Origin of the sequence: Micromonospora orduensis (genome assembly GCF_006228125.1) — a bacterium.
GTDB classification, from domain to species: Bacteria; Actinomycetota; Actinomycetes; order Mycobacteriales; family Micromonosporaceae; genus Micromonospora; species Micromonospora orduensis.
Genome location: NZ_VDFY01000099.1, coordinates 26,994 through 37,718, shown reverse-complemented (window position 1 = coordinate 37,718; position 10,725 = coordinate 26,994). Strand labels below are relative to the sequence as shown.

11 protein-coding genes are annotated in these 10,725 nt (G+C 71.3%); 3 read left to right on the top strand and 8 right to left on the bottom strand.

The genetic code is table 11. The features are described from left to right. On the top strand, positions 1-466 hold a 466-nt coding region (locus FHG89_RS34405), incomplete at its 5' end, for a discoidin domain-containing protein (protein ID WP_139583332.1). Between the two features lie 193 nt (positions 467-659). Beyond that, the gene (locus tag FHG89_RS05895) at positions 660-4,331 is read left to right on the top strand and encodes a discoidin domain-containing protein (RefSeq protein WP_139583331.1); all 3,672 of its coding nucleotides are present in this window, start codon (positions 660-662) and stop codon (positions 4,329-4,331) included. On the opposite strand, the gene FHG89_RS05890 is transcribed toward FHG89_RS05895, so the two are convergent. Beyond that, positions 4,318-5,133 (bottom strand): crotonase/enoyl-CoA hydratase family protein, encoded by an 816-nt coding sequence (locus FHG89_RS05890; protein ID WP_139583330.1) that lies wholly within the window; start codon positions 5,131-5,133, stop codon positions 4,318-4,320. The genes FHG89_RS05895 and FHG89_RS05890 overlap by 14 nt on opposite strands. 78 nt (positions 5,134-5,211) lie before the next feature. Between FHG89_RS05890 and FHG89_RS05885 the strand changes: the two genes are divergently transcribed. Beyond that, positions 5,212-6,063, top strand: coding sequence for a Rieske (2Fe-2S) protein (locus FHG89_RS05885; protein WP_139583329.1), 852 nt, complete (start codon positions 5,212-5,214; stop codon positions 6,061-6,063). 139 nt (positions 6,064-6,202) lie between these two features. On the opposite strand, the gene FHG89_RS05880 is transcribed toward FHG89_RS05885, so the two are convergent. From FHG89_RS05880 to FHG89_RS05850, 7 genes are read right to left on the bottom strand one after another with little or no spacing between them, the layout of a single operon-like run. Further along, on the bottom strand, positions 6,203-7,345 hold the full coding sequence (locus tag FHG89_RS05880) for a LysM peptidoglycan-binding domain-containing protein (RefSeq protein WP_139583328.1): 1,143 nt from the start codon (positions 7,343-7,345) through the stop codon (positions 6,203-6,205). Positions 7,346-7,361: 16 nt separating this feature from the next. Then, positions 7,362-7,799 (bottom strand): pilus assembly protein TadG-related protein, encoded by a 438-nt coding sequence (locus FHG89_RS05875; RefSeq protein WP_280116051.1) that lies wholly within the window; start codon positions 7,797-7,799, stop codon positions 7,362-7,364. Then, positions 7,796-8,359 carry a TadE/TadG family type IV pilus assembly protein gene (locus FHG89_RS05870; protein ID WP_425280155.1) on the bottom strand — a complete coding sequence of 188 codons (564 nt, stop codon included), beginning with the start codon at positions 8,357-8,359 and terminating at the stop codon, positions 7,796-7,798. Before FHG89_RS05870 ends, FHG89_RS05875 begins: the two co-directional genes overlap by 4 nt. Further along, positions 8,260-8,709 (bottom strand): TadE/TadG family type IV pilus assembly protein, encoded by a 450-nt coding sequence (locus tag FHG89_RS05865; protein WP_139583326.1) that lies wholly within the window; start codon positions 8,707-8,709, stop codon positions 8,260-8,262. The genes FHG89_RS05870 and FHG89_RS05865 overlap by 100 nt, the downstream gene beginning before the upstream one ends. Positions 8,710-8,718: 9 nt before the next feature. Beyond that, the gene (locus tag FHG89_RS05860; protein ID WP_139583325.1) at positions 8,719-8,928 is read right to left on the bottom strand and encodes a hypothetical protein; all 210 of its coding nucleotides are present in this window, start codon (positions 8,926-8,928) and stop codon (positions 8,719-8,721) included. 23 nt (positions 8,929-8,951) lie between these two features. Next, positions 8,952-9,821 carry a type II secretion system F family protein gene (locus FHG89_RS05855; RefSeq protein WP_139583334.1) on the bottom strand — a complete coding sequence of 290 codons (870 nt, stop codon included), beginning with the start codon at positions 9,819-9,821 and terminating at the stop codon, positions 8,952-8,954. Then, entirely contained in the window at positions 9,821-10,723 is a 903-nt protein-coding gene (locus tag FHG89_RS05850; RefSeq protein WP_139583324.1) for a type II secretion system F family protein, read from the bottom strand. The genes FHG89_RS05855 and FHG89_RS05850 overlap by 1 nt, the downstream gene beginning before the upstream one ends. Between the last annotated feature and the right edge of the window lie 2 nt (positions 10,724-10,725).

Below are 10,725 nucleotides of genomic sequence, written 5' to 3'. Positions count from 1 at the left end.
GACGACTCCGCCTCCCACCACACCACCGCCGACAACCCCGCCGCCCAGCGGCAACCTGGCGGCCGGACGGCCGGTCACCGAGACCAGCCACTCCGACGTGTACGCCGCCCCCAACGCGGTGGACGGCAACGCGAACACCTACTGGGAGAGCGCCAACAACGCGTTCCCGCAGTCGTTGACGGTGGACCTGGGGGCCGACCGGTCGGTGTCCCGCGTCGTGCTGAAACTCCCACCGTCATCGGCCTGGCAGGCGCGCACCCAGACGCTGTCGGTGCTCGGCTCCACCACCGGCTCGTCGTTCACCACCCTGAAGGCGTCCGCCGGCTACACCTTCAACCCGGCCAGCGGCAACACCGTCGCGGTGACCTTCACGGCGACCACCCAGCGGTACCTGCGGCTGACCGTCACCGGCAACAGCGGCTGGCCGGCCGGCCAGCTCAGCGAGTTCGAGGTCTACTCCAGCTAGCCCGGCGGCCCCCGCCCAGCCAGGGCGGGGGCCGACCGGTCCGGGCCACCCGGGCGCAGCGCGGCGCCGGGCCAGCCAGCAACAGTCCCGTCCCCCAACCCGTCCTCACCTGTCGCGGCACGACGGGCGTACCCGTGCACCCGTCACCGGGCAACGCACCACACCCCACCCCCGAAAGAGGTGTAGCGACCCCATGTCCAGAACCGTCACCAGACGAGGGACCCCGCCCAGCGGAGCGCCCCGAACCACCCGCCGGATGCTCGCCGGCGCGCTCGCCGGCCTGCTCCTCGCCGCCGCCCCGGTCGTCACCCCCACGGCCAGCGCCGCACCCGCGGTCGACGCGTCCGCGTCCGCGGCCCGGATGGCCCTGCTCGCCGGGCTCTCCGCCACCATGACCGCCAGCAGCTACAACCAGAACTACGTGGCGGGCAACGCCAACGACGGCAACGCGTCGACCTACTGGGAGAGCGCCAACAACGCCTTCCCACAGTGGATCCAGGCCGACCTGGGCGCCACGGTCAGCGTCGACCGGGTGGTGCTCAAGCTGCCGCCCGCGTCGGACTGGCAGACCCGTACCCAGACGCTGTCGGTGCTCGGCTCGACAAACGGCTCGTCGTTCACCACCCTGAAGGCGTCCGCCGGCTACACCTTCGACCCGGCCACCGGCAACACCGCCACCGTCAGCTTCACCGCTGCCAGCACCCGCTACGTACGGGTGCAGGTCACCGGCAACACCGGCTGGCCGGCCGCGCAGTTCTCCGAGGTCGAGGTGTACGGCGCCACCGGCAGCACCGACACCCAGGCGCCAAGCGTCCCCGGCAACCTCGGCTACACCCAACCCGCCAGCGGGCAGGTCCGACTCACCTGGTCGGCGTCCACCGACAACGTCGGGGTTACCGGCTACGACGTGTACGCCAACGGCGCACTGCGCGGCAGCGTCAGCGGCTCGACCGTGACGTACACCGACAGCCAGCCGGACAGCGCCACGGTCTCGTACTACGTGCGGGCCAGGGACGCGGCCGGCAACCAGTCGGCGAACAGCAACACCGTGACCCGGACCGGCACCGGCAACCCGCCGACCGGCAGCAACCTGGCGGTCGGCAAGCCGATCACCGCCTCCGGGTACGTGCACACGTTCGTGGCGACCAACGCCAACGACAACAACGTGGCCACCTACTGGGAGGGCAACGGCAATCCGAGCACGCTGACCGTGCAGCTCGGCGCGAACGCCAGCCTCAGCCAGATCGTGCTGAAGCTCAACCCGGACTCGGCCTGGGGCACGCGTACCCAGAACATCACAGTCCAGGGCCGGGACCAGGTCTCGTCGACCTTCACCACACTGGTCGGCGCGGCGAACTACACGTTCAACCCGGGCAGCGGCAACACGGTGACCATCCCGGTCTCCGGCGCGGCGGCCGACGTACGGCTCTCGATCGCCTCGAACACCGGCGCTCCGGCCGGGCAGGTGGCCGAGCTCCAGGTCTTCGGCACCCCGGCACCGAACCCGGACCTGACCGTGACCGGCATGTCGTTCAGCCCGTCCGCGCCGGTGGAGACCAGCAGCATCACCCTCTCCGCGACCGTCCGCAACGCCGGCTCGGCAGCCTCCGGCGCGACAACCGTCAACTTCTACCTGGGCTCCACCCGGGTCGGCACCGCGTCCGTCGGTGGCCTCGCGGCCGGCGCCTCGACCACCGTCAACGCCAGCATCGGCACCCGGGACGCGGGCAGCTACCCGCTCAGCGCGAAGGTCGACGAGTCGAACACAGTCGTCGAGCAGGACGACACAAACAACAGCTACACGAATCCGAGCCCACTGGTGGTCAGCGCGGTCGCCAGCTCCGACCTGGTCGCCTCGGCGGTCGGCTGGTCGCCGGGCAACCCGTCGGCCGGCAACACGGTCACCTTCTCCGTGTCGATCCGCAACGCCGGTAACCAGGCGTCCGCGTCCGGCGCGCACGGCATCACCCTCACCGTCCTCAACGAGTCCGGCACCGTGGTCCGTACCCTGACCGGCTCGTACTCCGGTGTGATCAACGCCGGTGCGACGGTCGGCCCGATCAACCTGGGCACCTGGACCGCCGCGAACGGCAAGTACACCGTCCGGGTGGTGCTCGCCACCGACGCCAACGAGCTGCCGGTCAAGCAGGCAAACAACACAAGCGACCGTCCGCTCTTCGTCGGGCGCGGCGCCAACATGCCGTACGACATGTACGAGGCCGAGGACGGCGTGGTCGGCGGCGGCGCGAGCGTCGTCGGACCGAACCGGGAGGTCGGCGACCTGGCCGGCGAGGCGTCCGGTCGGCGGGCGGTGACCCTCAACTCGACCGGCAGCTACGTCGAGTTCACCACCCGGGCCAGCACCAACACGCTTGTCACCCGCTTCTCCATCCCGGACGCCCCGGGCGGCGGCGGGATCAACTCGACGCTCAACGTCTACGTCAACGGCACGTTCCACAAGGCCATCGACCTGACGTCCCGGTACGCGTGGCTCTACGGCAACGAGACCAGCCCGGGCAACTCGCCGAGCGCGGGCGGGCCTCGGCACATCTACGACGAAGCCAACGTCATGCTCAACTCCACAGTCCCGGCCGGCAGCAAGATCCGCCTCCAGAAGGACCCGGCCAACACCACCACGTACGCCATCGACTTCATCAACACCGAGCAGGCGTCGCCGATCGCCAACCCGGACCCGGCGCGCTACACCACGCCGAGCGGCTTCACCCACCAGGACGTGCAGAACGCCCTGGACCGGGTGCGGATGGACACCACCGGCAACCTCATCGGGGTGTACCTGCCGGCCGGCAACTACTCCACCTCGTCGAAGTTCCAGGTGTACGGCAAGGCGGTCCAGGTGACCGGCGCCGGCCCCTGGTACACCCGGTTCAACGCCCCGGCGGGCCAGGACAACACCGACATCGGCTTCCGGGCCGAGAACTCGGCGGCCAACTCGTCCTTCAAGAACTTCGCCTACTTCGGTAACTACACCTCGCGGATCGACGGTCCGGGCAAGGTGTTCGACTTCGCGAACGTGTCGAACATCGTGATCGACAACATCTGGAACGAGCACATGGTGTGTCTCTACTGGGGCGCGAACACCGACTACATGACGATCAAGAACTCCCGGATCCGCAACATGTTCGCCGACGGCATCAACATGACCAACGGGAGCACCAACAACCTGGTCAGCAACAACGACGCCCGGGCCACCGGCGACGACAGCTTCGCGCTGTTCTCGGCGATCGACGCGGGCGGCGCCGACATGAGGGACAACGTCTACGAGAACCTGACGTCGACCCTCACCTGGCGGGCCGCCGGTGTGGCCGTCTACGGCGGCTACGGCAACACGTTCCGCAACATCTACATCGCGGACACGCTTGTCTACTCCGGCATCACCATCAGCTCGCTCGACTTCGGCTACCCGATGAACGGCTTCGGCGCGAGCCCGCCCACGCGGTTCGAGAACATCTCGATCGTGCGGGCCGGTGGGCACTTCTGGGGCGCGCAGACCTTCCCGGCGATCTGGGTCTTCTCCGCCTCGAAGGTGTTCCAGGGCATCCGGGTCAGCGACGTCGACATCATCGACCCGACGTACAGCGGCATCATGTTCCAGACCAACTACGTCGGTGGGCAGCCGCAGTTCCCGATCACCGACACGGTCTTCACCAACATCTCCATCAGCGGGGCGCGCAAGAGCGGTGACGCCTACGACGCGAAATCCGGCTTCGCGATCTGGGCGAACCCGATGCCGGAGGCCGGGCAGGGGCCGGCCGTCGGGTCGGTCACCTTCAACAACCTCCGGCTGAGCAACAACGCGGTGGACATCCAGAACACCACGTCGACCTTCACCATCAACCGCAACTGATCTGGCCGGGACCGGACGCCGTCGGGAGGTTCACCCCTCCCGGCGGCGTCGTTCCGTGCCGGCCCTCGCCGGCGGCGAAGCGAGCCGCACCGGCCGCCGCGTCGGTGGCCAGCGAGTCCATCCCGTACGCCAGCTCGGCCGCCATGGCCTCCGGCTCGGGCCGGCCGGCGCCGGCCAGGACCGCCGCCCGGTCGTTGCGCAGGCAGGTCTGCGGATGCCGGGCGATCGCCGCCGCCAACTCCTCGGCCGCGGCCCGCGCCTGGCCGGGCGGCACCAACCGGTTGACCAACCCCATCGAGTACGCCTCGTCCGCCGGCACCGGACGGCCGGTGAGGATCAGGTCCATCGCGCGGCTCTCGCCGATCAGCCGGGGCAGCCGGACCGTGCCACCGTCGATCAGGGGTACGCCCCAGCGGCGGCAGAACACTCCGAGCGTCGCGTCCGACTCGGCGATCCGCAGGTCACACCAGAGCGCCAGCTCCAGCCCGCCGGCCACCGCGTACCCGGAGATCGCGGCGATCACGGGTTTGCTCAGCGTCATCCGGGTCGGACCCATCGGCCCGTCCCCCTCGGGCTCGACGCGATTGCCGCTCGGCGTGCCGATCGCCTTGAGGTCGGCGCCGGCGCAGAACGTGCCGCCCGCTCCCCAGAGCACGGCCACCGCCGCGTCCGGGTCGGCGTCGAAGGCCCGGAAGGCGTCCGCCAGCGCACGGGCGGTCGGCCCGTCGACGGCGTTCCGGGCCGCCGCCCGGTCGAGAACGATGGTGCTGACCGCCCCGACCCGCTCCACCCGTACGCTCACCGCTCCATCCTGCCCGCCCACCGACGATTTGTCGTTGGCGACCGGTTTGCTACCACGTTCGCCGGGAAGTCGGTACTCGTGCGAGCACTTCTGACGAAAGTTGAGCAGGCATCCGGCATGGACCGGGCCGGTGACCGGTTGCAGCGGGTGGTCCTGAGCACGCTGCGTCCGCGCAGGCTGCGGGACCTTCTGCACGGGGTGACGCTGGGCCATCCGCTGCACCCGGCCATGGTGCAGGTGCCGGTGGGCGCCTGGATCAGCGCCGCGGTGCTGGACCTGATGCCCGGGCAGCGCCGACCCGCCACCGTACTTGTCGGCCTCGGCACCGCGAGCGCGGTGCCGGCGGCCGTCACCGGGCTGAACGACTGGGCCGCCCTGTCCCGCGACCAGCGGCGGGTCGGCCTGGTGCACGCCGCCGCGAACACGGTAGGCCTCGGCCTCTACGCGGGCTCGCTGGCCGCGCGGCTGTCCGGGCGGCACGGCGTCGGCCGTACCCTCGGCTTCCTCGGCCTCTCCGCGGTGAGCCTCGGCGCCTACATCGGCGGTCACCTGGCGTACAAGCAGGGCGCGCAGGTCAACCAGAGCGTGTCCGAGCTGCACCGGATCAGCGACGGCTGGCACTCGCTGGCGGACATGGCCAGCCTGCCGCAACGCGCGCTGATCACCCGCGAGGTGGACGACGTCTCGGTGATCCTCTACCGCCACGGCGACGAGGTCACCGTGATGCTGGAGCGTTGCCCGCACCAGAGTGGGCCGCTCGGTGAGGGCGAGGTGCAGGAGATCGACGGTCACGCCTGCGTCGTCTGCCCGTGGCACGGCAGCGCGTTCCGGCTCAACGGCGGCGAGGTCGTACAGGGTCCGTCCGGCAACGACCAGCAGATCCTGCCCACCCGGATCCAGAATGGCGTGCTCCAGACCCGCCTGCCCTGACCACCGTGGCTCCGAGCCCTCGGGAGGGGCGGTGTTGCCAAGGACCGATATACCTCCAGGTCATATTTATGACTCAGAGGTATATCGCTCTCCGGACACATCGTCGCCGGGCCCGCGTGTCACCACAGGTGCGGCCGGGTCAGCGCCGGTGGCGGCCGACCTCCGGGCCGTCCGGCACCGACTCCAGGCCATGCCCACCGGCGAGTAGCCCGCCGGGTGTGTCGTTGCCGTTCCGGCTCTCGTCGCCGATCCGGGTGGTCCGGGCGCTGCTGGGGGCGGCGCGGCCTCCGGCGGCGCGGGAGGAGGCTGCCAGTCGAGGTGTCGCACCGGCGGTTGCCGGGCGGCGGCGCAACCCGAGCACCGCGCCGATCTGGGCGCCGACGATGCTCGCCACGGCCAGCACGGCGGAGACCGCTAGCGGTCGGTTCACCCGGTCGGTGGCTCCGGCCCGTGCCGCGCCGACGGTCATCGCCGGCGGTTGACCCGCCGACTCCGTACCGCCCGGTGGTGCCGAGACCACCCGCTGCGGTGCGGTCCGCTCGGGCGCCGGGCGGGGCGCCGGCGGCTTCGGCGGGGTGGGTCGGCTCACCACCCGACCCGTGGCGTGCGGTCGTCTGCCCTGGTCGGCGGCCTCGGCGGGGAGTCGGAGCAGCTGGCCGGGACGGATCTTGTCCGGGTCGTCGAGCCGGTTCAGTTCGGCGAGTTGTCGATAGTCGCCGAACTCGTCGAGGTAACGCTCGGCCACCTCGCCCAGGTAGTCGCCCCGCGCCACCCGGTACACCGGCGCAGCCGTGTCGGGTGGGGCGGCCGCGCGGGTCGGCGCGGCCAGCGTGGTGACAGCCGGCGCACCGGGCTGGGCGTACGCCGGGCCGGCGTGGACCGCGGCGGCGCTGGCGGCGGCCGGGCTGGCGGCGAGGATCAGCGCGACCGAGCCGACAAGCGCGGCGGCGGCCTTCTGCTGACGACTCATCCCGGGCAGTTTCGGGGCGGGGCGGCGCAGGGTCTGCGCGCCCAGTTCGACGAGGACGGAGAAGGCGAACGTGGCCCAACCGAACCAGCCGGCCAGGGCAAGTGCCCGCAGGAAGAGCTGACCGTCGTCCCGGCTGGTCAGCGCGGTGCCCACCTCGCTGATGGTGGGCAGATGGTCGGGCAGCGGATTGCCGGCGAAGGCGATAAGCGCGATCGGCGCGCCGGCCAGCAACGCGCAGAGTACGACAAGCGCACCGACGCCGGTGAGGATGCGTCCGGTCCGCCGTACGACGGAACCAACCGGTCCGGGCATGGCTGCCTCTCCCTTCCTACGATCCTGCGGTGACGGCCCGCGCGGTCGCTTCACCGGTGACGGTGACCGTCTGGGGGAAGCCGAACAGCCCGAGCATCGAGCGCTGGTAGGTGATCGTGACGGTCACCCGGATCAGGGTTTCCCCGCCCACCTGCGGAAAGTTCACGGTGTGGCCGGTGGTGCCGGCGGCGGTGAGGTAGGTGGCGACCGCCACCGTCGCCTCCGGCTGGTCGATCCGTTTCGGGCCGCCCTCGATCGCGGTGGCCCGGTCGATGGCCTGACCGCCGGCCCGGGCCGCCTCCGCGGCCAGGTTGTCGGCGCGTTGCAGGGTGCGCAGCTGCCCCGCGCCGTCGAAGGAGAGGCCCACGATGGCCAGTACGCCGAGCATCGCCACCGCCAGGAAGATGCTCACCCGGCCGTGGTCCCCGCCGGGTGGACGGCGGTGCGCGGTCACTGCCGGCTCCGGTAGCGGTCCAGCGGCGACGTGAAGCTCGCCGTGATGAGGTTGCCGGTCGGCATCCCGGGAACGACGTCGAGGGTGATGTCCTTGAAGGACACCAGGCAACTGATCTGCACCGTCACGGTGGCGTCCACACCGACCGGGCTGCTGAACGCGTCGTCGAAGCTGGCCGCTGTCCCGGCCACCGAGCCGGAGAACGTCGGGTTCAGGTTGTTGGCACAGGCCAGCCCGTGCCAGTCCAACTGCTCCTGTGCGGCCTCCACCGCGGCGTCCCGGGCGGTGTCGGCGTCCCGGGAGATCGAGGCGGCGCGGGCCGCGTCGTGTGCGGCGGTCTCGATCGACTCCGCCGCCACCGCGCTGCGGCCGGCCACACCGGCCAGCACCATCAGCGCGATGAACGCGGGCGCGAGCACCGCCACCTCGATGGAGACCGAGCCCCGCTCGGCGGTACGGGTCACGGCTGGGTCACCCTCTCCACGGTTCCGTGGGCGGTCTGCTGCACCGCGAAGTCCACGCCCGGTACGACTGACAGGGACCGGCCGGTGACCGTGCAGGTCACCTCGGTGTCCGCGGCGGTGATCACGCAGGCCGGTCCGGGGGTGTCCCAGCCGACGAGCCAGCCACCGGCGTTCTTCAGGAACTGGGTGGCGCGGGCCACCCCGGCGCCGTCCCCGGCCTGCTGCACCCGCTGGGCGTTGACGCCGCTCTGCGCGGCGTTCAAGGCGGTGGAGCGGGCCAGGAAAACGGCCGCCACCTGGATCGAGCCGAAGAGCAGCACCAGGATGAGCGGCATCATCACGGCCAGCTCCACCGGGTTGGCTCCGCGTTCCCGGTCACCGGCCGCGAAGCGACGCCGGGCGGCGATCACCGCCCGGCGCCACCTCGGGAACGCGGCGTGGTTCATGCGAGGGCTCTACGGGGCCGTGGGGTTCGAGAAGGTCGGGATGTTGGTCATCCAGTTGTTGGCCCTGCTCAGAGCCAGCCCGGTGACGACCGTTGCGACGAAGACCAGGCCGAAGATGATCACGGCGGTCGGCACCGGACTGTCGCCGCGCTCGCCGTCGCGGCTCAGCTCGGCCAGGCGCGCCGTCACCACGACGTGCAGATAGCTGAGGATGGACATGTCGTACTCCTTCAAGGGTGGGGTCAGATGCGGGCGATGAACGGATAGACGACGAAGCCGAGCAGCACGAAGACGAGCAGTGCCCCCGGAATGTCCAGTCGACTGGTCACCCCCTCGGCCCGGGCCAGGTTGTCGGTGCGGATCTGGTCGCGCAGCGAGTCGGCCCGGCTGCGCAGGGTCTCGTGCACCTGAGCGCCCTCGCTGCCGGAGGAGCGCATGATCGCGCCGACGTCGCCCAGCTCCGGGATTCCGATCTTGTCGGCGAGGTCGCGCAGCTCGTCCCAGGGCGCGTGCATCTGCATCTGGGCGATCCGCAACGACTCCTGGAGCCGGTCGAACACCCAGCCGTCACAGACCGCCGCCGCCCTCTCCAGCGACTGCACAGGGCCATGCGCGGCGGACAACTGCAACGCCACCAGATCCAGGTACGTGCACACGGCCTGGCGGAACTCGTCGCGGGCGGCATCGGCCTTGGCGAGTACCGACCGGTGTGCCAGCAGGCCGGCCATCAGCGCCAGGCCGAGACTGCCCAGCACCGGTACGGCCAGCGGGAACGAGACACCGAACGCCAGCAGCGCCACCCCGAGCAGGGTCGGCAGGGCGAGCCCGATCAGCGCCGACAACAGCACCGACAGCGCGTACTGCTCGGGGGTCTGCCCGATCAGGGCGAGCTGCCGGTGCGGCGGCCGCAACCACCGGGACAGCCCGGTCATCCAGTCCAGCCGGCGGGACGCGGGGGTCGGGATCCGCCCGGTGCCCGGAGGCTGGTGCAGTCGACGTAGCGCCGGCCCGAGCGCCGGCGTCGCCGGCAGCAGCTCCCGGACCACCAGGAACAGGCCGAGGCCGATCCCCGATCCGCCGCACACCGCGACGGCCAACTGCCAGTTGACGATCAAGCGATCACCTCGGCGGGGTCGGGCGCCGGCAGGAAGCGGGCCGGTCGCTGCGGCTGGCTCATCGACCGCACCCAGGCCAGCAGGGCGATGAACGCGGCACCGAGGGCGGCCATCACCAGCTGGCCGACAGGCGTCCCGTACGGCTTGATGTACTCGGTGTTGATCAGCCCGTACGCCAGGGTGGCCAGCGTCATCCCGGTGAGGAAACGGACCGCGAACCGTGGCTGGGTCCGTTTGGCCTCGATCTCCCGACGGGTCGCCACCTCGGCGGCGGCCGCGCCGGCGATCGAGCCGAGCACGTCGCCCAGCCTTTCGCCCCGGTCGGTGAGGTGCAGGATCAGCGCCGCGACCACCTGGTCGCAGACCGGGTCGCCGATCTCGTCGGCGAACGCCAGCAGCGCGGAACGCGCCATCCAGCCGGCCTGGAGCCGGGCGGCGAGCAGGCGGACCTCGTCCTCGATGCCGGGCGGAACGCTGCCGATCGTTCCGATGATCGACTGTTGGAGTCCCTGCCCGGTGCTGGAGACGTCCTTGAGTCGGCGGGTCCACTCGCCGACCGCCTCGATCCGGGCGATCGCCCGCTGCTCGGCCTTGCCGACCCCGAACAGCCAGGGGGTGCCGGGCACCGCCACGGCCACCAGCAGGCCCACCACCGGCAGCCCGGTCAGCAGGAAGGCGAACGCTCCGGCGATCACCGCGGCGACCAGGAGTGCCTGGTGGGCGCGTCGTTCGGCGGGTGTGGTGCCGGGGCCACGCCACAGCCGGCTCAGACCCGGCCCGGCGCCCGGGGCCGGGCCGGCGGGCCGGCGGGTGCCGACCAACGCCACAACGGCCAGCATCAGCCCGGCCACGCACGCGGCACCGGACACCACCGCGATCAACTCCAGGCTGTTGCCCATCA

Bases quoted from the DNA above. Each gene is read 5' to 3' on its own strand.
- FHG89_RS05865 (WP_139583326.1), bottom strand. From the start codon at position 8,709: ATGAACCACGCCGCGTTCCCGAGGTGGCGCCGGGCGGTGATCGCCGCC.
- FHG89_RS05895 (WP_139583331.1), top strand. From the start codon at position 660: ATGTCCAGAACCGTCACCAGACGAGGGACCCCGCCCAGCGGAGCGCCC.
- FHG89_RS05850 (WP_139583324.1), bottom strand. From the start codon at position 10,723: ATGGGCAACAGCCTGGAGTTGATCGCGGTGGTGTCCGGTGCCGCGTGC.
- FHG89_RS05860 (WP_139583325.1), bottom strand. From the start codon at position 8,928: ATGTCCATCCTCAGCTATCTGCACGTCGTGGTGACGGCGCGCCTGGCC.
- FHG89_RS05880 (WP_139583328.1), bottom strand. From the start codon at position 7,345: ATGCCCGGACCGGTTGGTTCCGTCGTACGGCGGACCGGACGCATCCTC.